Origin of the sequence: Hyphomicrobium sp. CS1BSMeth3 (genome assembly GCF_900117415.1) — a bacterium.
In the GTDB taxonomy this organism is placed as follows: domain Bacteria; phylum Pseudomonadota; class Alphaproteobacteria; order Rhizobiales; family Hyphomicrobiaceae.
Genome location: NZ_FPEI01000004.1, coordinates 844215 through 866200, shown reverse-complemented (window position 1 = coordinate 866200; position 21986 = coordinate 844215). Strand labels below are relative to the sequence as shown.

21 protein-coding genes and 2 pseudogenes are annotated in these 21986 nt (G+C 61.7%); 8 read left to right on the top strand and 15 right to left on the bottom strand.

Annotated elements, in window-relative coordinates; all coding sequences use genetic code 11:
* Positions 1-6: 6 nt before the first annotated feature.
* Positions 7-606, bottom strand: a complete 600-nt coding sequence (locus tag CS1BSM3_RS08345; RefSeq protein ID WP_072386524.1) for a glutathione S-transferase family protein — start codon at positions 604-606, stop codon at positions 7-9.
* A gap of 152 nt (positions 607-758) precedes the next feature.
* Positions 759-1190: a hypothetical protein gene (locus CS1BSM3_RS08340; protein WP_072386523.1), complete on the bottom strand. Its 432-nt coding sequence runs from the start codon at positions 1188-1190 to the stop codon at positions 759-761.
* A 52-nt stretch (positions 1191-1242) separates the two neighbouring features.
* Between CS1BSM3_RS08340 and CS1BSM3_RS08335 the strand changes: the two genes are divergently transcribed.
* On the top strand, positions 1243-1968 hold the full coding sequence (locus CS1BSM3_RS08335; protein WP_348532893.1) for an HD domain-containing protein: 726 nt from the start codon (positions 1243-1245) through the stop codon (positions 1966-1968).
* A gap of 36 nt (positions 1969-2004) precedes the next feature.
* Here the strand turns inward: CS1BSM3_RS08335 and CS1BSM3_RS08330 are convergent, their stop codons facing one another.
* From CS1BSM3_RS08330 to CS1BSM3_RS08320, 3 genes are all read right to left on the bottom strand, one after another.
* Positions 2005-2493 carry an NUDIX domain-containing protein gene (locus tag CS1BSM3_RS08330; RefSeq protein WP_072386521.1) on the bottom strand — a complete coding sequence of 163 codons (489 nt, stop codon included), beginning with the start codon at positions 2491-2493 and terminating at the stop codon, positions 2005-2007.
* Positions 2494-2909: 416 nt separating this feature from the next.
* On the bottom strand, positions 2910-3272 hold the full coding sequence (locus CS1BSM3_RS08325; RefSeq protein WP_174263651.1) for a GNAT family N-acetyltransferase: 363 nt from the start codon (positions 3270-3272) through the stop codon (positions 2910-2912).
* Between the two features lie 319 nt (positions 3273-3591).
* The gene (locus CS1BSM3_RS08320) at positions 3592-4986 is read right to left on the bottom strand and encodes an SLC13 family permease (protein WP_072386519.1); all 1395 of its coding nucleotides are present in this window, start codon (positions 4984-4986) and stop codon (positions 3592-3594) included.
* Positions 4987-5093: 107 nt separating this feature from the next.
* Between CS1BSM3_RS08320 and CS1BSM3_RS08315 the strand changes: the two genes are divergently transcribed.
* Positions 5094-5993, top strand: coding sequence for a LysR substrate-binding domain-containing protein (locus CS1BSM3_RS08315; RefSeq protein ID WP_072386518.1), 900 nt, complete (start codon positions 5094-5096; stop codon positions 5991-5993).
* Positions 5994-6227: 234 nt separating this feature from the next.
* On the opposite strand, the gene murA is transcribed toward CS1BSM3_RS08315, so the two are convergent.
* From murA to CS1BSM3_RS08295, 4 genes are all read right to left on the bottom strand, one after another.
* Positions 6228-7541, bottom strand: coding sequence for a UDP-N-acetylglucosamine 1-carboxyvinyltransferase (gene murA, locus CS1BSM3_RS08310; protein WP_072386754.1), 1314 nt, complete (start codon positions 7539-7541; stop codon positions 6228-6230).
* Positions 7542-7711: 170 nt separating this feature from the next.
* Entirely contained in the window at positions 7712-8407 is a 696-nt protein-coding gene (locus CS1BSM3_RS08305; protein WP_244540455.1) for a nucleoside/nucleotide kinase family protein, read from the bottom strand.
* Positions 8408-8569: 162 nt separating this feature from the next.
* Positions 8570-9034, bottom strand: a complete 465-nt coding sequence (locus CS1BSM3_RS08300) for an L-2-amino-thiazoline-4-carboxylic acid hydrolase (protein ID WP_072386517.1) — start codon at positions 9032-9034, stop codon at positions 8570-8572.
* Between the two features lie 281 nt (positions 9035-9315).
* Positions 9316-9930: a LysR family transcriptional regulator gene (locus tag CS1BSM3_RS08295; protein ID WP_072386516.1), complete on the bottom strand. Its 615-nt coding sequence runs from the start codon at positions 9928-9930 to the stop codon at positions 9316-9318.
* A gap of 146 nt (positions 9931-10076) precedes the next feature.
* Here CS1BSM3_RS08295 and CS1BSM3_RS08290 point away from each other — a divergent pair, with 146 nt between their 5' ends.
* Both CS1BSM3_RS08290 and CS1BSM3_RS08280 read left to right on the top strand, forming a co-directional pair.
* Positions 10077-11288, top strand: coding sequence for an MFS transporter (locus CS1BSM3_RS08290; protein ID WP_072386752.1), 1212 nt, complete (start codon positions 10077-10079; stop codon positions 11286-11288).
* Between the two features lie 928 nt (positions 11289-12216).
* On the top strand, positions 12217-12843 hold the full coding sequence (locus CS1BSM3_RS08280) for a LysE family translocator (protein WP_072386514.1): 627 nt from the start codon (positions 12217-12219) through the stop codon (positions 12841-12843).
* A gap of 92 nt (positions 12844-12935) precedes the next feature.
* On the opposite strand, the gene CS1BSM3_RS08275 is transcribed toward CS1BSM3_RS08280, so the two are convergent.
* The 6 genes from CS1BSM3_RS08275 to CS1BSM3_RS08245 all read right to left on the bottom strand — a co-directional run bounded on the left by CS1BSM3_RS08275 (position 12936) and on the right by CS1BSM3_RS08245 (position 17122).
* Positions 12936-13421: a GNAT family N-acetyltransferase gene (locus tag CS1BSM3_RS08275; protein ID WP_072386513.1), complete on the bottom strand. Its 486-nt coding sequence runs from the start codon at positions 13419-13421 to the stop codon at positions 12936-12938.
* 206 nt (positions 13422-13627) lie between these two features.
* A complete protein-coding gene (locus CS1BSM3_RS08270; protein ID WP_072386512.1) occupies positions 13628-14701 on the bottom strand; it encodes a threonine aldolase family protein in 1074 nt (357 codons plus the stop codon).
* Positions 14702-14913: 212 nt separating this feature from the next.
* On the bottom strand, positions 14914-15561 hold the full coding sequence (locus CS1BSM3_RS08265) for a VOC family protein (protein WP_072386751.1): 648 nt from the start codon (positions 15559-15561) through the stop codon (positions 14914-14916).
* 241 nt (positions 15562-15802) lie between these two features.
* Positions 15803-16492 (bottom strand): S26 family signal peptidase, encoded by a 690-nt coding sequence (locus CS1BSM3_RS08260; RefSeq protein WP_083528433.1) that lies wholly within the window; start codon positions 16490-16492, stop codon positions 15803-15805.
* Positions 16485-16706, bottom strand: a complete 222-nt coding sequence (locus tag CS1BSM3_RS08250) for a helix-turn-helix domain-containing protein (protein ID WP_072386511.1) — start codon at positions 16704-16706, stop codon at positions 16485-16487. Before CS1BSM3_RS08250 ends, CS1BSM3_RS08260 begins: the two co-directional genes overlap by 8 nt.
* 95 nt (positions 16707-16801) lie before the next feature.
* Complete coding sequence (locus CS1BSM3_RS08245) at positions 16802-17122, bottom strand: DNA -binding domain-containing protein (protein ID WP_174263650.1); 321 nt, start codon at positions 17120-17122, stop codon at positions 16802-16804.
* An 840-nt stretch (positions 17123-17962) separates the two neighbouring features.
* Between CS1BSM3_RS08245 and CS1BSM3_RS08235 the strand changes: the two are divergent.
* The 4 genes and pseudogenes from CS1BSM3_RS08235 to trbL form a co-directional block, all read left to right on the top strand.
* A pseudogene (locus CS1BSM3_RS08235) lies at positions 17963-18673 on the top strand (type IV secretory system conjugative DNA transfer family protein); the annotation flags it as partial.
* Positions 18666-19688, top strand: a pseudogene (locus CS1BSM3_RS08230) (conjugal transfer protein TrbE); the annotation flags it as partial. The pseudogenes CS1BSM3_RS08235 and CS1BSM3_RS08230, both read left to right, overlap by 8 nt.
* Positions 19685-20410, top strand: coding sequence for a P-type conjugative transfer protein TrbJ (gene trbJ, locus CS1BSM3_RS08225; RefSeq protein ID WP_072386508.1), 726 nt, complete (start codon positions 19685-19687; stop codon positions 20408-20410). The pseudogene CS1BSM3_RS08230 and the gene trbJ, both read left to right, overlap by 4 nt.
* 302 nt (positions 20411-20712) lie before the next feature.
* The gene (trbL, locus tag CS1BSM3_RS08220) at positions 20713-21981 is read left to right on the top strand and encodes a P-type conjugative transfer protein TrbL (RefSeq protein ID WP_072386507.1); all 1269 of its coding nucleotides are present in this window, start codon (positions 20713-20715) and stop codon (positions 21979-21981) included.
* Positions 21982-21986 lie beyond the last annotated feature (5 nt).

Genomic DNA, 21986 nt, shown 5'->3' with positions numbered 1-21986 from the left:
GGCAAACTACTGGGGACACGCCAAGAACTGCTGGCGCAGCTCGCAGGCCGAACTCAGCCTCTCGAGCCATGGGTAGCGCTTCGCCTGCACCGCATCCGGTTCAACGCGTCTGACATATGCGTAGGCGCAGGCTGTGGTGATCTCGATCTGTTGCAGCCTCCGATGACCGCGAAGCTCCAGATGGAAGGACTCAAGTTCTGCAAAGGCAGCATCCAGTTGCGTCCGGCATCTTTCGATCCAATCATCAAGAATCCGCTCGACTGGTCTCCGTCGCTCGTAGTTGATCGCAATAGCCTTGTCGCAAGCAGCAGTCGCGCACGCTAAAATTTTCAATGATCTCCTTCGTTCCGGCCCCCCGCTGGGAATGAGTGCGGCTGACGGGCCCGCGATCTCGTCCAAGTGGTCGAGAATTGCGGCGCTCTCGATCAACGTCTCGCCACTATCGAGTATCAGCACTGGCATCCTGCCAATCGCGGCGTGCTTGCGAAATTCTATGACCTGAGAGAACGGTGATAGCGGAACGTGCTCGAACGGCTGTTCCAAGACGTGGAGCGTTACCCCCACGCGACGGACATACGGCGAGTCATAGCGGCCGATGAGCTTCATGCAACCACTCTATAGAGGGAAGCCCGTTCGCGGAACTCGCATTCGGCAATTCACCTATCGGCCCATCGAGATTGGATTGACATCGGTGATGGTCGGCAGCTTCCGATGAAGAACCCACCGTAACGGCAACAGATCTAAGGAGACCATTTGCTCTACGCGATGTCATACGCGGAAAGCCGGGGCTCATCGGGAAGCGCGCTCAGGGATGCCAGTGCATCCTCCGATAGCTGTATGAGCGGCCAGCCGTAGTCGATGTCTCCCCATTCGATCACCGAGCCCGCAAGAGCTTCCAGATAGAGCTTGAGGATCGAGACTTGATCGGGGCACTCGTGGGGGTTGCCGGGTCCCTCAAAATAGAGGACGCGTGCGCAACGATCGAGCCGGCGTTCGATAACCGCAGTCAAACCGCTCCGCGCCCGCGCTTGCTGAACATAGATGTCCGGTGCCTCCAGCCAAGGCTCGACGAACGTGTTTTCCCGGTCGGGATAGTCTTCCACGAATTGCGAGACTCTCTCGGCAATTCGACGGCACACGGCATTGACCTCATCGGCCGACTTCTCTGTCAAGATGGCGATGTAGATCATTCCTCCAACATGGATGCGCAATGGGATGGATTTGCGGCACCGTGGTTCTTGAATGGCGCGAGCAGTGGCTCTCGCCACCCAAGGCGGCTATTCCAAGGCCATTCTCACTGGCCGTGCAAATGATTGCCCTTCCGGTCGCTGCTGCTATCCTTCGATCATGAAAAAGACAGCCGCCAACATCCTCCAATTTCTTGTCATTGCGGAGCGCATCAAGCGAGAGCTCCGCCATAGCTGGCTTTCCGACGGCCGAAGGGAAAGCGTTGCGGAGCACACCTGGCATATGTCTCTGCTCGCCCTTCTGGCGCATCGGCACCTGGAGGTGCCCGTTCGGATCGAGCCTGTTCTCAAGATGATCATTGTGCACGATCTCGTGGAAGCGCTTGCGGGTGATGTTCCATTCTTCGAGGTCGGCGAGCGCAAGCAAGCGAAGGCGGCCAGGGAGCTGGCAGCCATCGAGGAGATCCGATCGCGGGTTGGGGGAGAGACGGGCCAGGAGATCCATGATCTATGGCATGAGTTCGAAGCTCGAGAGACCCTAGAGGCGAGGTTTGCGGGGGCGCTGGACTATCTTGAGGTCCAGATGCAGCACAATCTGGCTGACCTCGATACCTGGGAGCCGGTCGAATACGATCTCGTCTACACAAAGATGGATAAGGTCTGCGCACACGACGCCTTTCTTGTCGAGTTGTGCGGCGCGGTCAAGGAGCAGGCGGAAGCCAAGATGCTTGCGGCGGGCGTTGACGTTGATGCCGTAAAAAGGCGACTGGGCCTGAGTTGAGCCCTGTCCCGATCTCAGCCCAAATCAGAACTATGCTCAGATCATTTGGAACTCGCCCGTTCGCAGGAAGCGCGCGTATGCCTCGACGCTTCGCTGCATGTTTGGGAGCATGTCCGGCAGGTGTGAGATCCGGAACCAATCGATTGCGGTGCTTTCCGTGTCGGCGACTCTTGGGGAGCCCGAGAACGAGCGGGTATAGAAGTTGAGTACGAAGTACTGGCAGCGATCCCCATTGTTGAAAGTAAAGGTCTCGATCCCTGGATCGCAACCAAAGCCGAACGGTTTCAAATCGAAGACCTTCAGGCCGGTCTCTTCGGCGATTTCGCGAACAGCCGTCGTCTCGAGGCTCTCGCCGTCCTCGGCATTGCCGCCGGGGAGGCCCCATAGACCGAAGTCGCTCCGCCTCTGCAGGAGAATCTCTCGCGACGGATGCTCAATTACGATGCGCGCACCTGGAACCAGCAGGAGACGAGTGCCAACAAGTTTACGCAATTGTCCTAGATAGCTGCTGGCAAAATCGGGCATGGGCGCGCCTGCGGTCAGATGGAGATGACATGACCAGCATAGTACCGCAAGGCCTTGTCTGGGAACGCGTGACGCAAAGCAGACTTGCGAGCGGCCATCACTTTGCGGCATCGAGCTTGTAGAAGCGGCGGTTCGCAATTTCGCTGACGGAAGTTCACGCTACAAGCTTCGTCTTTGTCGGAGGATAGTCCTCGCCAAAGGTGGCCGGCAGCAGGCACGTGCCTTTATCGCCACCGGGAGATTCCCGGGGGTCGCTGCTGGGCGCGCCGTTCGGGATAGCGCCTCGCCTACGGCTAGCACACTGGCAAGAGAACGAGGGGGCGACGCGGATTGCTCATTGAGGTGGTCATGCTAGGCGTGAGGCATTACCACCGCTTCTTCGTTGGCGATCAAGTATCCGCGTCAGGGCTGGACCGTTAGGCAGGCGGCGGTGAGGCAATCAGGCTCCGGCGCATATAGATCACGTCGAAGCCCTTCTCGGTTGTGCCGCGATGTGTTTCGACGAACCCGAGATACGTGTACATGGCCAGACTTTCGACCATCGCCACGTTGGTGTAGAGCCGCAGCGCTGGCAGACCAAGATGCCGTGCCTCGGCCGCGGCGTGCTCGATCAACCGCCGTCCCAAACCCGCGCCCTGCCTGTTCGGATCGACGCCAATGTTGTCGATGTAGTAGGCGTCCCCTTCCGGCCAGGCGACCATATAGCCGCCCACGCTTCCATCCACCTCTATGACCACGGCACGGCCCGCGACGACCTCACCGTCATAGTCGGCCATCATGGGCGAGGGCTCTCGGCCTATGCGTGGCACATACTTAGCATAGGCGGCCTGCGCGATCGCACGCATCCGCGCAACGTCGTCTGAGCCGGCAGCGCGTATCAACGGTCGGTTGTCCGGTGCTTTCATTGGTGCCCGAATTTGCATGGATGGCGATACGGTATGGCAGATCGCTTCATTGTCCCCTCCGAAGCCGACGAATGCAACCTCGACTGTCAGGCGGTTGGTTCGTCTGCCTGCGCGTTGGAAACATTACGCAGATGGCAGCACTTATCGAAGGAGGAGACTCAGACCTTCGACTGCCCACGTCTGTCGGAAGCGATCACTGTGCTCTGAGAGTCAACCCGAGCATCGACCAGTAGGGTATGACGAGCATGACGACCGTGAGCGTCAGGACCAGCATGCCGACCCCCATCTTCACCACGTCTGTCCGTCTGAAGTATCCGGCCTCGTAGGCCATGAGGTTGGCCGCGGTCTGAACCGGATAGAGGATCACCGCGTCCACGGCGATGGTCAGCGCGAGCGCCGTCACAGTCGGGTTCAGGCCGGCAGCGGTCGCTACCGTCGCGTTGATCGGCAGTAGCAGCGCGATGCAGGCGGCGAGGTTCGTGATCGCCAGATGCACCAGCACGGCCGCGACGATCAGGGCCGCGATCAGCAGGAGCGGCGCGGACGCCAGCCCGGACAGATGCCCAAGCAGAAGCTGTCCGAGCCACGCTGCAGCACCTGTGCTCGTCATGAGGGTTGCGAGAGAAAGCGACGTGCCGACAGTCAGGATGAGGCCCCATGACAGGCGAGTCTCGAAGGTCTTCCAGGAGATGACGCCGACGCCCGGCAGCAACAGGATCGCAGCACCAATCATGGCGGGGATTGCCGGCGAAAGCTGGTGAAGAGAATCCGTCAGCCACAGGGTGGCGGTAAGCACCAGCACAACGAGCGTGCGCTTTTCGGCAGCCGCATAGGGCTGCCGCGCCCTTTCCGCCTCACGGACATGGCCTGTGCTCTCGAAGCCCCCGACCAGAACCCACAGCAGGATCGCGCCGCCGCACAACAAAGCGTAGTAGGGCACGGCCATGAGCGAGAACCAGCCGAGCCACGAGAAGCCACCGATGAGCGTGGCCGCCGTGATCGACGTGATGCCGCCGGTCAGGAAAGCGGAGGAGGCGAGCGGATTGAGGATGCCAAGCGCCAGCATGATGGCGCGCCCGGTGCGGCTCGATTGGTCCAAGCCCATCGCGCCGAGCGCATCGCGATAGGCGGGGATCAGAACGGCGTTGCGTGTAATGGCCGATGGGATCAACAGCGCCAGAACCGGGAAGCCGGCGATCATCTGAACATAGAGCCGCGCCGGGCTGCCCCTTGCGCTACGGGAGAGAAAGCGCGCCGCACGAGCGGCAAGTCCGCTCGATTCCACGGCGGCGCCAAGACCGACCGCGCCGATCAGGAAGAAAACGACCTCGCCGGCAAAGCCGTTGACCACATCGGGCAGGCGCAGCCCGGGGCATAGCCCGAGGAGCGCGGTTACGAGGAGGGCGGTGAGCCCCAGGGGGATCGCCTCGGAGACCCAGAGAATGGTGCCGGCGAGTACCGCGCCGAGAACGGACTGACCGAGCGGTGTGAGACCATCGAGCGGCGGCGCGAGTCGCGCTGAAGCGAACACCGCAAGCGCCAAGGCCACCCAGAGCAGCTTGGCGTGAAACATTTTCGTATCCGACATGGTCGCCCCCAATAGCCCTCCAGATGAGGGCCGGAGAGGCGGCAATTGACAAGCGATGCTTTGTCCCTGTCATGTGAGATAAAATCATACGAAGAAGGGCAGAGGATATGCGCCGGCTCCCGCCGCTGAAGACGCTTCCCGCATTCGAGCTTTCCGCCACGCGCGCGAGCATCAGCGCTGCAGCCGAGGAGCTCCGCCTCACGCACGGCGCGGTGAGCCGCCAGATCAAGTCGCTCGAGGACCATCTCGGTGTGGCGCTGTTCCGGCGCTTCAACCGCCGCATTGAGCTCACCGCTGCCGGCGCTGAGCTCCTGCCGGCCGTGCGGCAGGCCATGCAGGTGCTGGAGACGTCGGCCGCACGCGTGGCAGCGCACACGAGGCAAGGGCCGCTGACGGTCTCATGTCTGGCGACTTTCATGATGCGCTGGCTGATCCCGAGGCTCTATGCGTTCAACGCCACCCATCCGAGCATCGAGGTGCGCCTTTCTGCATCCCACGCGCCGGTGTCCTTCGCAGACGGCGGCACCGACGTCGCAATCCGTCTCGGCAAGCCGCCTTGGCCGCGCGGCGTCGCCGCGTATCCCTTTCTCGCCGATCACGTCGGGCCGGTACTCGCGCCCGCGCTGCTCGCGCGTCATCGCATCAAGAGGCCGGCCGATCTCGGCCGCGTGGCGCTGTTGCACGCGGACACGCGGCCCCAGGCCTGGGCGGACTGGCAGCGCCTTGCCGGTGCGGACGGACTCGATCCGGCCAAGGGCCCGCGCTTCGAGCATACCTACTTTCTATTGGAGGCGGCTGTGAGCGGTCTCGGCGCCGCCATCGGCTCCTATCCCCTTGTGCAGCACGACCTCGAGAGCGGGCGGCTCGTGGCGCCCTTCGGCTTTGTGGTGAGCGGAAACGCCTATTGCCTGCTGCATCCGAGGAGGACGCCCAGCCTGGAGAAGACCACCGCCTTTCGCGCCTGGATCAAGGCACAGACGCGGCACGGTGTCGGCCCGCGGCAATAGTGCGACGTGCTTGCGGGAATCTGTGCTTCAACACGGCCGCACTGGAGGATCGCGTCGTCGTTGCTTGATTGCTCCGAGCGCTTGCGACATGCTTTCAGTACCGGGGTGTCGGCTGACAGATCAACGGTCAATGCACGGCCTCGCGAGCGCTTCGCGAATGACCCGTTGCGGTCATAGTGAGGGATTGCACCAACACGCTGGCAATGCCTGCTTCTGCCTCTCAAGCGGCTGATCTCATTCATCGCGGGAAGGCTGCCGGATGATCTTTGCACCTAAGGCATTCAATCGTTCATCGATCCGCTCGTAACCGCGCTCGATCTGTTGAGCATTGTTGATTGTGCTGGTGCCTTCGGCGCACATCGCTGCGAGAAGCATTGCCATGCCTGCTCGGATGTCGGGACTTTCGAGGCGCGCCGCCCGCAGTTTCGATGGGCCGGCGACGATTGCGCGGTGAGGATCACACAACACAATTCGCGCGCCCATTGCGATGAGCTTGTCGACGAAGAACAAGCGGCTTTCGAACATCTTTTCAAACATCATAACGACGCCCTCGCACTGCGTTGCCGTGACGATGGCGATGGACATCGTGTCTGCAGGAAACGCAGGCCAGGGTTGGTCCTCAATCTTCGGAATGTGACCGCCGAAATCCTCTTTTACCTTGCGAGATTGGTCGGAGCTGATGTGGAGGTCGTCACCATGAATTCGACAAGAGATGCCTAGTCGATCAAAGTTCATTAGTGTCGATCGCAGATGCTCGACGCCGGCATTGTTGATCGTAATGCTTGATCGTGTGACGGCGGCTAGACCGATTAGTGAGCCGACCTCGATATGATCAGGTCCGATGCGGAAGTCGCCGCCCGCTAGTGACCGCCCGCCGTGGATTCTGAGTGTGTTGGTACCCACGCCTTCTATCCTGGCACCAAGTACACAAAGAAAGCGCGCGAGATCCTGCACATGCGGTTCGGACGCCGCGTTTCGCAGCACCGTGGTCCCTTTGGCCGCGACTGCCGCACAGAGCGCGTTTTCCGTTGCCGTCACGCTCGGCTCATCGAGAAAAACGTCGGCTCCCTGCAATTGCGATGCGACGAACCTGTACGACTGATCAACAGTGATACTTGCGCCGAGTTGCTCCAAGGCAAGCAGATGGGTGTCGACGCGCCTGCGACCGATCACATCGCCGCCAGGTGGTGGAAGCTCAACCGTGCCACATCGCGCGAGCATAGGCCCTGCGAGCAGTATAGAGGCCCTAATCCGAGTACACAGTTCGGGATCGAGGCTCGCTGGCCGAACCTCTTTGGCCTGAATGGACAGCTCATTCTGTCCGGTCCAATCCGCAGTGACCCCTACCGAGCCAATCAAGTCAACCAGTGTCTCAGTGTCCCGAATGCGGGGCACATTCGACAGCCGAACAGGCTGGTCAGTGAGAAGAGTGGCCGCGATGATCGGCAGAGCAGCATTCTTGTTCCCGCTCGGCTCTATTGAGCCTGAGAGTTTATGCCCGCCTTCCACGACGTACCTGATGTTCTCGGTTGCGCTCGATGTTGCCATGTGAAGCCCCCGCTGTCCCGAACTCGACATAGCAGCAACTGCTAGTTTTCGCACGTCTGCTCCCGATCAGACTGGACAACGAACTGTGTGGTACGTGCCATGCACCCTATTGGCCCTCAACGGTCATCACCGGCAACAGATTGCTGTAGAGAAATCTGTCTACCCTCGGGTCAAGCGCTGTCCGCGACCCTTCCGTCGTGCCGTATATAAACTTCCGGGAGTTGCAAGTGCTCATTGACGAACAGAACGTCAGCACTCTTCTCTGGCGCGCATATGCGTTCATAAAGATCGAAGGCAGGGCGATATCTCTCAGCATAGAGCTGTCTCACCATGTCCTCACCGCCCAGGCGATCAGCATCACGGGACACGCCTCTCAGTTCAGACGTTCGCTCCGACGTCTTCACGAAGACCGCTATGTCCCAGCCTTCGCGCAACTCGGGCCGCTGAAGAAACGTACCGTCGACGATAAGAATAGCGTTGGTTGGCGCCAATTGCGGTGCCTGATCGACGGGGACGTCATTTTCGAGATCAAAGGATTGCGTGCGATAAAGACGGTCTCCTTTTGGTCCTAATGGGGCAAGCAGCAGCTTCATAACCGCAGCCAGATCACGTGCATCGTAGTAGTAGCCTTCAGCAGAATAGCGACCACGAGCATAGCGCTGGGTCTTTGGGCGATGAAAGCCGTCAATTGACGTTCTGATGACGGGGTAGCCGTTGCGACGAACGTGCAATGCGATCTCATCCGCCAAGGTCGTTTTACCGGAGGCCGTTCGGCCATCAATGGCTATCCTAACAGGTCGGCCCAACGAAAGGCCTGTGAGCCTTGCTGCGAGCCTTTCGAGGACGACCGCTCTTTCCATGGTCATGGCGCTTCCTATTATCTTTGTCGAAGAACTTGACTGAGGATTGGTATGACCGCAACTGGCCCGTCGCAACGTTGACACTTGTTGTCGGGGTGCCCGTTCGCGGCGGTTGAGCGGAAACGGCCGTCCACGAGCCGAACCGACGCAGATGACCCGTTGCAGTCATCAGCAGCGCTGGCGCGAATATCGAAAATCGCAGTGACAGGCGCCTTCCATGATCGTCTTTGTCCGCGTGAGGTCCACCTCAGCCCCGAACCCATCAGCGAACGGGAAGTCCGCGCTGCAGATTAGCAGGAAGCCAAGCTCGGGCTCGCCCAATTCCTTGTAGAACTCCGCGTACTGGCACCGAGTGACATCGATCTCGTAGGCATCATCAGATTGCGTGCGAACTGTGTAGTTGAGAGCGTTGGCCTTGGCGAACGAGGCAAATGCGGATGCCATGTTGCTCCCAATACTTTCTGACTTTTTCCTGATCCACCAGTCCCGGCCAAGCCGACGATAGAGCTCGCCAATCGCTTTGCGAACAAGAGCGTTCGCGCGTTCCTCGCCCAGTTCGGCTTGGAGCGTCTTGATCAGCGGCACCAACACCTGAGCCTGGATCTTCGCCTGTTCGATGACCGGAGTCGCCACGTATCGTCTCCTCGGGAGTTCGCATTAGAGTCGGTTTTCTCAAAACGATGTATCACGGTGAGTCCGCGCATCGCGCGATCAATCGAATCTCGCAGCGCGGTTGAAGCTCCTGCTGAGAGGAGCGAGGCCGATCGAATCTGCTGTCGGCCCTGCGCTTCGGTTGGAGGCCCATCCGCGCCCGTCCGCCTTGAGGCAAAGGCGGCGCGACGCCCATCATCGACGGCGGTCATTGTTTGACCCCGAGCGGAACAGCCCGACGAGGGACTATCCCGCCCGCCCCACTATGCTGTGAGGCGCGATCGCGCAGCCCGTCGCTGCACTGTGGAAGGCGGACTGACAGCGAGCAGGCAGGAACGCAGCGTTTCGATCTCCGGACAATCCGCCGTGCCGAGCGGGGCGATCAGAAAACCGTTCTCCAGAGGGTCGCAGCGGTAGCCCGGATGGCGCCGCAGGCTACCCTCGATCAGCACATCGATCTTGCCTTCGAGCAACTCGTGCAGGCCTGCCGGCTGACTAATGCGGGCAGCGACCTGCGGTTGAGCCCGGCGGAATTGCGCGAGGCGCCTCCGCAAATCGTCGATGTCGACTGAGCCATGTACCCCGATATGCAACAGGTTCGTGATGCCCTCGGGCTTGAGCTCGGCGGTCGCCTCGGCAATACGACCAAACGCTTTGCGTATCGGGATCAGATAGGCTTCGCCGGCGGGAGTCAGCACCACCTGCCGTGCCAACCGCTCGAATAATTGCACGCCCAACCGCTCCTCCAGCAGGCGAACCTGTTGGCTGACCGCGCCTGCAGTGACGTGCAGCTCGTGCGCGGCCTGCTTGAAGCTGAGGTGGCGAGCCGCCGCCTCGAAGGCGCGCAGGGCATTGAGAGGCGGCAGCAGGTAAGTCATGGCTGGCTCCGGGAGGTGCGGCCCGCAAGCATGCATGAGGCCCACTCGGGCGACAAAGGAGAAATCCTGCTTTGTCGCAGGCGAAGCCCGTCCATACGGATGGCAGCCTTCGCGCCCGTCAATGGATTTCTCCAGCGCCGACCGAAATGCCCTCGATCGAGACCTCGTATTCCTGGATCCGCCTCCTCGCCTCGATCACTCTCAGTACATTGGGCTGCGTTGGCCTGTGGTCTTTGGCCGTTGCATTGCCGGCAGTGCAGGCGGATTTCGGCGTGCAACGGGCCGGAGCTTCTCTGCCCTACGCGCTCACGATGATCGGCTTCATGATCGGCGGCATCACGGTCGGCCGGCTTGCGGATCGCTTCGGCATCCTACCGCCATTTGCCGGTGGCACGATCCTCATGGGCTCCGGTTACATCCTGACGGCTTACGCCCCGACCCTGCCCGCATTCGCCGTCGTCTCCGGTCTGACCATCGGCCTTGGCAGCGCGGCGAGCTTCGCACCGTTGGTGGCGGACGCCTCGCTTTGGTTCGATCGGCATCGCGGCCTCGCTATCTCCTTGGCCACTATTGGCAGCTCTCTTTCCGGTGTGGTCTGGCCGCCGATCATCCAGCACTTTATCGCTGAGGTCGGTTGGCGGCACACTCATATCGGCATCGGCATCTTCTGCATGGCCACCATGCTGCCGCTCGCTCTCGTTCTGCGGCGGCGGCCCGTATTCCACAAACCGGCCATGGAAGCTGCAAGCGCCGGCAATGCCAACCAGGCCATCGGCTTGCCGCCCAATGTCGCACATGCCCTCCTGACCCTCGCCGGCCTGTGCTGCTGTGTGGCCATGGCGATGCCGCAGGTCCATCTGGTCGCCTACTGCGCCGATCTAGGCTACGGCCCAGCGCGCGGCGCCGAGATGCTGGCTGTCATGCTCGGCTTTGGCGTGGCGAGCCGTCTGATCTTCGGCTGGGTGTTCAGCCGCATCGGCGGCTTGCGGACCCTGCTGCTGGGCTCCGTCATGCAGGCCATCGCTCTCGCGCTCTATCTGCCTTTCGATGGGCTCGTCTCGCTCTACGTCATTTCGGCCACTTTCGGTCTGGCGCAGGGTGGCCTTGTGCCGAGCTACGCGGTGATCATCCGCGAACTGTTCCCGGCGCGGGAAGCCGGTCTTCGCGTCAGCCTTGCCATATCGACCACGCTTGCCGGCATGGCGCTCGGCGGTTGGCTGGCGGGGGCGATCTACGACTGGACCGGCTCCTACGCCGCCGCACTCATCAATGGCATCGGCTGGAACATCGTGAACATGGTGATCGTCATTTGGCTGTTGCGGCAGACGCTCGGGCGCGTTGCGCTAGCGTCGAGATGATGGAGTATGTCTCGACTCAGAGTCGGCTATTGGCCCAGAGCGGTCTAAACGCTCAGTGGCACAGCCCAAACCCATCCTTGCCACTGCTGGCCGGTTGAGGTGCGCAATGTAAAGTCGCGCGATGGGTCGCGCACCAAGTTCAGTCTCGTCATGACAGCCTGAGATCGGAGGTTATCGGGGCTCGTGTACGATATTATCTCACTCAGCCCCACGTCACGAATAGCGTGACGGAGAGCGGCCCTGGCGCTTTCCGTGGCGTAGCCATGTCCCCAGGCCGCACGAACGAGCCGCCAGCCGACTTCGAAATGCAGCCCCAGCGGATGATCCTTGGATAGTCGAGGCATCACACCTGCGTAGCCGATAAATGCACCACTTGAATCCTCAACCGCCCATCGCGAGACACCGTGCTCGCGCTCGGCTACGCAGTATCGCTCGAACTTCAAATGGCTCTCTGACCGATCAATAGGCCCTCCGAGATCTGCCATTACTTCAGGATCGGCGTGCATCAATGCGAACGCTTCGCGGTGGCAATCATCCCACTTGGTGAGTATGAGGCGTCGAGTTCTGAGCATGCTGTTCCAGAACGAGCCGGGGGGCGATCCTATGTGCATACTCTTGCATGCTCCGGGTGCTGAAGCGAATTTGCAGAAGCATGACGCACTTCTCCTGCTGGCCCATCGCAACCGATCGCTGCACCGTAGTTGGCGGTAGCTACCCGGCGCACTAGCGACATGATCGGTACCGGCGCGATCGACGATTTTGACCCATTGCGGAAATAGCAGGCACCCAGATTGCGCAGTGTCACCTCGTCTGCTTAAGCTCGTCACGTCACACGGATCAACGCCGTGAAGAACTTGATCGACGTTCGACAGGTCTCCACGGGTCAAGGCTAAGCACGACCAATCGACGGAACCTGAGCGAGTTCACCATGGATTATTTCGGCATTCTGCTGACTATCGCGGTAGTCCAGTTCCTTGGGGCCGCCAGTCCCGGGCCAAACTTCATGATCGTGACGAGTTATGCAATCAACGGCTCACGCCGGCTGGCTTTGCTTGCAAGCTGCGGCATCTTGTTGGCAACTCTCACTTGGGCTCTACTGGCTGCAACCAGTGTTGGCGTCGTGATGTTGCGAATGCCGTATGTGTATCAAGCTCTGCAATTGGCAGGAGCGCTCTACTTGATTTGGTTTGGGGGAAAACTGCTGATTGGAGCTCTTCGCGAAAATTCTGCGGTGAAGCAGGGCGCAAACAAGCAACCTCATTCTGGGATGCTGGCGCTTCGGGCAGGCTACACGACCAGCATGACCAATCCAAAATCTCTGGCGTATTATACTAGTATCTTCGCGGTCGTGATGCCAAAAGACTCGCCGGACTGGCTACTGGCTGCGGCCGTATCCACCGCCATTCTTGTGTCAGCAGCTTGGTGGGCTTCAGTTGCGATATTTCTTACAGTTCCTCCAATCAGGAGCTATTATGAACGTGCGCAGCGCGGCATAAATGCCGTAATGGGGGGGCTTCTGGTGTGCCTTGGGCTCCGCCTAGCACTCACTCGTTAGCCCGATGATCAAAGGCGAACTCTTTGATATGTGCGCCTCTGATGTGATGCAGCGGCGAGCAAGTCAGATAAGGAGCGCGGCGGTAGCGTACCCTATGCGCCAATTGGTTGCGAGCTGAGTTGCTTGGTCATGAATAAACTAAGTGGATCTGGTTTGTAGGCGCCGAAAGGTGGGCACTCGATGTAACCAGATGCACGATAGAGACCGATTGCCTCTGGTTGTCTTACTCCAGTCTCCAAGCTGATGCGATAAATATGCCGACTTAGCGCGATCTCTTCGAGGGTTTCCACCAAGTGACGTCCGAGACCAGCTCCGCGGGCATTCGAGCGCACGAAGAGACGCTTCATCTCTGCGTGCGCAGGGGCAAAAGTTTGAAATGCTATAGACCCCACCAGTTGACCATTGAGGCGAGCCGTCAGGAATAGCGTGCCCGGCCCAGCGAGAGCACTAGCGTCTACGAGGTGATTGCTCTCAGTTGGATATCGCTCTTGCATATAAGAATCCGACTCCGCAATTAACTTGCGAACTTCTGGATGGCGCGGATCCTCTGGGCCAATACTGAAGTTTGCTGCGCTCATCCAAGTTGCCCCAACATTGCCTCTCCTCGACCCATCCCATTGTCCCCATGGAAGCTTGGACGTATATCCGCGTGGTTTGCACCAGCGCGATTGGCCCTACACGTCGGTTGCAGGCGGGTCCTGTGCAGTCCACTCGTCAGCGCGACGCACATCATCGATGACCTTACTTATGACCCGTTTCGGGCATGGGCGAACCCAACGCGTTGCTATCGGATCAGCGACTTGAACATCGCAATCGCCTCTGCAACCTCACTCTCTTCGAGCTTGAGCGCAGCTGTTCGAACATGGACCTCGAAAGTGACAAGCCCATCGACTGGATTGGGTGGGGTGAGTTCGTAGAGCCATAAACCCATTCGCCGCGCAACTTCGTCGCGTGCTGCGGCCATCTTCTCGCGGCGTCCACCAAGTATGACCTGGAAGGCATTCGTGTGCGGAGGGTCTGGCGTAACGCGCAAGCCGTCGATACGCGTAATGGCTTTGGCAAGGTCGCGTGCCTTGGTACGGAACGCCGGCATCAAAGATAGCCGCTCCTCTAGGCCTTTGAGTGCCGCCAAATGAAAGGGGAACTCGCCCGGAAGCCGTTGCCCAAGGCGCCGCTGCCAAGTCTTAGCCTCCGAGATGAGGTCGGCTGGGCCGAGCAAGACTGCGCCGGCTAGGCCGCCGAGGCCTTTGTAGAGTGAAACGTAGAGGCTATCGAAGAGCTTGGCGATGTCCGGTAATGGACGATCGAGGTGCGGTTGAGCCTCCCAGATCCGCGCGCAATCGCCGTGGAAAGGTACGCCCAGTGTCCTCAAGCGCTGTGAAATCGATGTGAGATCCGACCAGGGAATGACAGGGCATCCGAGCGGGCGCAGTGCCAGCTCGATACTTGCCACACCCAACTGCGTCGGCAGCGTATCGATGTCTGACGGCGATGTCTGCCGGTCGTAATCACCGAAAGCCACGGCATTCAACCCGAACACATGTGCGTAGGCCTTCCCCTCCCATTGCTCGACGTGGGATCGAGGATGCACGGCGATCGCGTGGAATCCCCGCCGCTCGCACCAAAGCTTGAAGGCAATGTTCTGAGCGGTCTTGCCTGAGGGCATGAACACGGCGGCTTCACAGCCGAGCAGCGAGCGCACTCTCTCCGCCAATTGGTCAGCCCACGCCCCATGCCCTAGGGTTTCGACTAGGGCGTCGCCTGCGTAATCAGCCAAGCCGCGCAATACATCGGCGGCGCGTACCGGAAGGTCGTACGAGAGGTGCTTTGCGCAGGCGTGCTTCAGGACGGCGGACATTCATCGCTCCTTTTCTGCGGCCTCGACATTACTGAGCATCACGCCACGTCGTCTACTGGCCCATTGCGACGTGGCAACCCGTTGCCGCCTATGTCTGTTCGTGGAGGTTGAGCGGAATCTGCCGTCCGGTGGTCGAACCGATGCTGCTGACCCCTTAGCGGAACAAGGCGAAGGCTTAGCAGCTGCCTTCGCCTCATTGTCTGGAGTTGCGTTCAGTCGGCGGGCCCCGCGAACAAGATGAGATTGCCATCAGGATCGAGGATAATGAAGTTCCGCGCGCCCCAAGGCTCTTTCTTGAGCCCTTGGTGGAAGCTCACGCCGGCGGATTGGAACTCCAGGAAGAGCTGCTTGATCTCTGCTGCCGAATCCACCGTGATCGAGGCCGACAGCAACTGCTCGCGCTCGCGAATATCCCCGACAAAGACCGGCTCGCAAACACGGCGCAGGCAAAGCCGCGCATGGTCCCGCTTGACCAAGCCGTAGTACGGCGGTTCGCCGTAGGCAAACTCCACTGCAAATCCGAGTTTAGAAGTGAAGAAATCGCACGACGCCTTGAAGTCAGCGACGTAGAGTACGGCTTCCGTCCTGCTGAGGATCGTACGTGCCGTTGTCTGCTTGACCTGAGTATTCATGGCTAGGGCTCCTGCCTTGAGCGCCTGCCATCCCTCGAACCCCAATTGGCGTGCCACAAGCTCCTGTGCGTCGCTGAGCTTGAACGTCGCCTCCAACACCTGATGGTCATCCAGGTGCTGAAATCGAGGCAGTGAGGCTCTGATCTCCGCGGCGACTGGATGATATCGCTCACGATGCCAGCGCAGATACTGCTTGGCCTGCTTCTTCAGGTTTTCGAGATTCGGCATGGGCGCAACTACGGTTCGCGGATCGTAGGTGGGCATAGCCCCTTCGGCTTCTACCGATGCGCCCTACTGCAACTCTGTCAAAATGCCAGCGTCGAGGGCAGACTGTCAACGGCAGCGATGTCCCTTGTTGGCTCTTCGAGTCGTCTCGCTTGCGTCCGGTTCCGGTAAGCAGCGGAAGGCGCCGGTCGGCAGCGACGCAAACTCTGCTTAGCTCCGGATCGAAACGCGGACCATTGCTCGGTCAGCCGGCTTGCCAGATGAGTGCTGCGGTGCCGATGACCATTTCGGAGCCGATCGGTCCGAAGTAGCGGCTGTCAAAACTGTCGGGAGTGGCCCCGAGTAAGAAGACCTCGCCGGCGCGCAGCGTCCGGCAACCCTGCCAGCGGGGCAGTGGACGTGCACGATGGTCTGTTGCGAGGGCCAGCGCGGCGAGCTTGTGGCGAACGAAGATGTGCGCGCCGAACCGGCAGACGCGGTCGCCGTTCGTCGCGGCAACCGGCTTGAGCAGATAGGCTGTCGCTGAGAGATAACTGCGCCGAGCGGCGAGCTGCGCGGCGCTGGATGGCAATCGAGCAACAACGATGCTGCCGGCCGAGGATGGGGCAGAAGTGATCAGGTACAGCCCGAGTGGGACGCTTGGCGTTGTGTTCCAGAGAAACATCGGCCGCTTGCCAAGATAGAGCACGGCCAGAAGCGCCAGCACGGCCGCTGTCGCGATGAGGATCGACCATCGCGCGCGCCTGCGCCGGCGTGACGCCGTCGCCCATGCGTCGAGCTCGGCGCGATGATAGAGAACCCGGGGGCCCGATCGAGCGAACGCCGGTCCGGCCCCTCGCAGACGCAGACGGCGGAGCGTGTCCGGTTGCACATTGAGTAAGCTGGCGGCTTCAGCGGTCGTCAGGGTGGCAGCGGGCTTGTCCTGATCATCCATTGGCCTCGCCCTTCTCTCCCGACGTCTTTCTCAGGCGGCGGCCCTTGGACCAGGCGTTGAGTTCGGCGCGGTGGTAGAAGACGCGATTGCCGTGCTTCCGGTATAGCGGTCCCGTGCCGTCACAGCGCATGTTCTCGAGCGAGTGTGGCTTGAGGCGGAGCACCACCGCAGCCTCGGCGGTTGTGAGCAATTGCGAGCTGCGCCGTCGGATCATGTGGACCTCTCACAGCGAAGAAGCCCCCCGGTTGATCATCGGCGAGATGGGCGACGACCGGGTATGTCGGAGTTTTGGGATGACCCGCGACACCCTTAGGCGTTGAGAAGGTCGACGTAGCCGCCGTCGCGTAGATCTTGGCCGACGGCATAGGCGCGGCGCAGATGCTCTCTAAGGGGATTGCTGTCCCGCGTCCATCGAGTTTCCCGCATGCGATGGGGATAGAGCACCTTGGCGATGTCCTGATAGGTGGCGCCAAGTGCCTTGCCGTCGAGGCAGGCAAGTCCGTCGCGGCGTAGGATGCGCCATAGGGAGCGATCGATGGTGTGTTCTGGCCGGCGCATGAGGTGCTCGAAGATGACGACGGACTGCACGACGTCGGCGGGATTCGGCACACCGTCATACTGAAGGGTCACATCGACTGGGCACCGCAAGACTTGAGCACCCCGGCAGTGTAGTGTGAGTGCGTGCTTCGAATCCCGCAGCATGACAAGCTGTGTTTGTCCCGGTCCTGCGGTGACGTGCACCGACGTCTTCAGATGGCCAAATGAGAGATGGGGCGCCGCGGGATCGGCTGCGTGTCGCGTTGCAACCTGGATGGTTGGCGCCGCGGAAGCGCTGTGCCAAGTGATCGGTGCCTCAAGCGCCGTGATCGTTGGGTCGACGAAAGGAACAGAGCAGCCAGCGTGTGGCGAGGTGCGCACGCTTGCGTGCGCGCGTGAGATATAGCCCTGAGCGCAGTCGAATCGGAGGTGTGAGGCCTGCACGGCTCAGTTGGAAGTCGCGCTGATAGAGCGGTTGGCGGCGGAGATACTCCCAGGCGAGGTCGCTGTGGCAAAGCTCGAGTGCGTAGTCGTAGGCGTTGGGCGCAGGTGGCCATCGCGCCGGCCCGACGTAGTGACGGGGATGTGCCATCCGCTCAGCTCCGGGGATTGATCGTTAACAGACGGTAGTTGGACCAAAGCGTATCGGCCAGCTGACCGATGTCTCGGTTCGCTGAGCCGCGGAGAGCTCTGAGCCCACGCCGAGATCGCCGCGGCAAAATCCAATTCCTGGTCTGCTGTCCGGCGATATCGACCTCAGTGCCCCGCACCACAGTCGACATTGACTGCGGGCACAACACCCTTCGCGCGGACTTCCCCCGGTTTCCTCCGCGCTCCTTCCGCTTCCTTCGTTTCCCTTGCTTTCCCTATGGGCGGCAACAGCGACCGCGCTCATGCTCAGAACCGATCCACTACTGGCTCATGAGAACCCGCATGCTGGACCGCACATACGCCCTGGAAGCCGTTGCAGCCCTGTCGCTCGCCATCGTCTGCCTGTGGGCTGGCACCCAATGGGCCGCGGCGATGCTCGCCTATCAGCCGGCGCTCGGGACAGCATGGATCGATATTCTCGGCATCAAGATCTACGCGCCGTGGCAGGTGCTCTCCTGGTGGATCGCCTTCGACCACCAGGCGCCTGATGTGTTCGCGCGAGCCGGCGCCGTTGCTGCAGTCGGGGGACTGCTTGGCGGCGCGGTCGCGCTTGGGGGAGCCGCCCGGCGGGCGAGCCGCAGGACCGTCGCGACGACCTATGGCTCTGCCCGCTGGGCGGACGCTTCCGACGTCGCCGGAGCACACCTGCTCGACGATCGTGGTGTCGTTCTCGGCCTCCATCACGATCGTTACCTGCGACATGACGGCCCCGAGCATGTCCTCGCCATCGCACCCACGCGGTCCGGGAAGGGTGTCGGCCTGGTGCTGCCGACGCTGCTGACTTGGACTGGCTCTGCGGTCATCCACGACATCAAGGGCGAGAACTGGGCCCTGACCGCCGGCTGGCGCTCCAGGTTTTCTCATTGCCTGCTGTTCGATCCGACCGATCCGCGATCGGCGCGGTTCAATCCGCTGCTGGAGGTGCGCAAAGGCGTCCACGAGGTACGCGACATCCAGAACATCGCCGACATCCTGGTCGACCCGGACGGCGCCGCAGGAGCGTACGTTGACCGGACTCGCGGTGCTGATTCAGTCCGCGGAGCTCGTCGCGGCCTTGTCGCCCTACACCCTCGAAGGCGCCTACGGCAGGCTTCTTGACGGCTCCTCGGAGCAGATTGCCACGACCGATGTCCTGCACGTCGAGCTGGAGCCGCTCATGGGGCATAAGGCGCTGATCCCGCCGGTGCTCACCTACCTCTTCCATCGCCTCGAGGCCCGCTTTGACGGGCGCCCGACGCTGATGGTGTTGGACGAGGCGTGGACCTTTCTCGACGATGCGCTGTTCGCCGCCCGTATCCGCGAATGGCTCAAGACCTTGCGGAAAAGAAATGTCGCCGTCGTGTTCGCGACGCAATCGCTCGCCGATGTCGAGCGCTCGACCATCGCGCCGGCTCTGATCGAAAGCTGCCCGACGCGCATCTTTCTACCCAACGATCGCGCGCTGGAGCCACAGACACGGGGCGTCTACGAGCGCTTTGGGCTCAATGCGCGCCAGATCGCAACGCTCAGCGTCGCAGCGCCGAAGCGCGACTACTATGCCCAGACCGCGCGCGGCAATCGGCTCTTTGAGCTGGGCCTCGGACCTGTCGCGCTCGCACTATGCGGATCGTCTTCACCCGACGACCAACGGCTCATCGATCAGTGTCAGCGGAGCGCCGGATCGGACGGGTTCGCGGCCGACTTCCTCGCCGCCAAGGAGCTCCCGTGGACCCGGGAGCTGCTCCAGCGCTGGCGTCCAATAGCAACGCCGCCTCCGCTTCCCAGATCCGTGGCTGCCCGACCGCAGGCGGTGAGCGCCGCGCCGCCCGAGCCCCGACCGCTGCAATTGCCGCAGGCGCACGTTGCTTCTGACAAAATGGCAAACGCAGCCAACACCACACCGCCGCACCGATTCGCGCCAGCAAGCGATGGGCCGATCCTTCCGGGTCTCCCTGGCGGCAGCTCGATGCCACAACGGTTGTCGCCATTCCGCGTCCCCCCGTCCAAGGTCAAGAGGAGCACGCGATGACTGCTTTACGCCGAGCACTTCTCGCGACGCCAATCGCCGTCACAATTCTGGCCAGCACGCCAGCACCGTCTATCGCCCAGTTCACCGTGTTCGATCCGACCAACTACAGCCAGAACCTCCTCACCGCTACGCGCGCACTGGAGCAGATCAACAATCAGGTGCGCGCTCTCCAGAACCAGGTGCAGATGATCCTGCGCATGGATCAGAACCTGGTCGCGCTCGGGTCGACGATCTCGCCCGACCTGCAGCGCACGCTTGCTGGCATCCAGACCCAACTCCGTGCCGGCGAAGCCATCGCGCTCCGACTCGAAGCGACGCAAGCTAACTACGAGCGGTTGTTCCCGCGCCAGGTTTCAAGCGCTCTGTCTTCCGACGACGTCGTGCGCAACGCCCGCACGCGATGGGAGGAGGAACATGCGAGCCTGCGCCGTGCCGCGCTGCTGCAGGGCCAGATTGCCGACAGCATCGGCGCTGATACGACTCTGCTCGGCGATGCCATGGCTCGCTCTCGCAATGCCGGGGGAGCGCTCGAAGCAACCCAGGCCGGCAACGAGCTCACCGGCCTTTCCGTCAAGCAGTCCCTCGCGCTGCAGGGCCTGCTCGCTGCGCAAGCCCGTGCCGAGACCACGGCCCGTGCCCGCGAGCTCGCTACCGAGGACGAAGCCCGCCAGCGCTTCAAGTCGTTCGTCGGAACGGGGTCCGGATATGGAGCACGGCGATGAGGTCCGCGATCGTCGCTGCGCGAGCAGGCTACCGCCCGCACTCGTATTGTGTCGGAGACGCGCCTTCGGCACGATGGGGAAGTGTCCCCCAAGTCCGCTCCTTTCTGAGATTGAGAAAGACGGGGAGTGTGAGGGGTGTCCCCTCACGCGGGGCACGGGGCAGCAGTCCCGTTTGCGGAGCAATTCCTCACCACCGTGGCCGACGGCGACGACAATAGCCGCCGTCTGACCTTCCAACTCTGACACGGCCAATGGCGAAGTGTGTTTTCGCCCGACGGCGGAGCGTTGCCCGGAGCACTTCGATGGATGATCTTGCGATTATTGACCGCTTCACGGAGACCTTCTCCCGCTATATCGACAGTGGCTTCGGCCTGCTCGCCGGCGACGTGGCGTTCCTCACCACAGTGCTGGTGACCATCGACATCACGCTCGCGGGCCTGTTCTGGGTGCTGATGGGCGAGGATAATGTTCCGGCCCAGCTCATCAAGAAAGTGCTCTACGTCGGCTTCTTCGCCCTGTTGCTCAACAACTTCAGGGGGCTTGCCGACATCATCTTCCAGTCGTTCGCAGGCCTCGGGCTCAAGGCGTCCGGTGCTTCGCTGACCGCGGCCGATCTGATGCGGCCCGGGTTCGTGGCGTCGACCGGCTTCACGGCGTCGAAGCCGTTGCTGGAGAAGGCCGGCGAGCTGATCGGCTTCACAACGTTCTTCTCCAACTTCGTGACCATCGCCGTGTTGATGCTGGCGTGGCTGATCGTGCTGCTGGCGTTTTTCGTGCTGTCGGTGCAGCTCTTCATCGCCATCATCGAGTTCAAGCTGACGGTGCTGGCGGGCTTCGTGCTGGTGCCGTTCGCGCTGTTCGGGGCAACGGCGTTCCTTGCCGAGCGTGTACTCGGCAATGTGATCTCGTCCGGCATCAAGCTGATGGTGCTGGCCATCGTCGTCGGCATCGGCGCGACGCTGTTCGGAGAGCTGATCCGGCCGACGGGCGAGATCACGCTGACGCAGGCCGCGTCCTGCATACTGGCGGCGATTGCGGTATTCGGGCTCGCGATCTTCGTGCCGGCATTGGCATCGGGGCTCATCTCCGGTGCGCCGCAGCTCGGCGCTGGCGCCGCAGTCGCCACCGCCGTCGGGCTCGGTGGTACTGCCGTTGCTGGCACCATGGCGACGACCGGCGCTGCACGCCTTGCCGGACGTGCTGCAGGTGGAAGTGTCAAGGCTGCGGCCGCGCTCTCAGGCCGCGTCGGCGCGGCGTACGAGACGGCGGGCATGTCGGGCATCGCGCGTACCACCATCACGGCGCCGGCGGCGCGCATGGGGCAGACTGCGACGGCGCCGGTACGCGATGCCTACCGGCAGGGTGCGGCTCAGGGCTATCGCGATACCGGTGCATCTGCGCCCAGCGACGGAGGACCGCCCTCGTCATCGCCATCCGGACCACCGGCGTGGGCGCAAAGCCTGGCGCGCCGGCAGACCATGACCCAGGCCGGAATGATGGCCGCTCAGGCATTACGTGCGGGCGATCAGTCCGCCGCGGGCGGGGCTCCCGATCTCAAACCGAAGAGCTGAGAGGA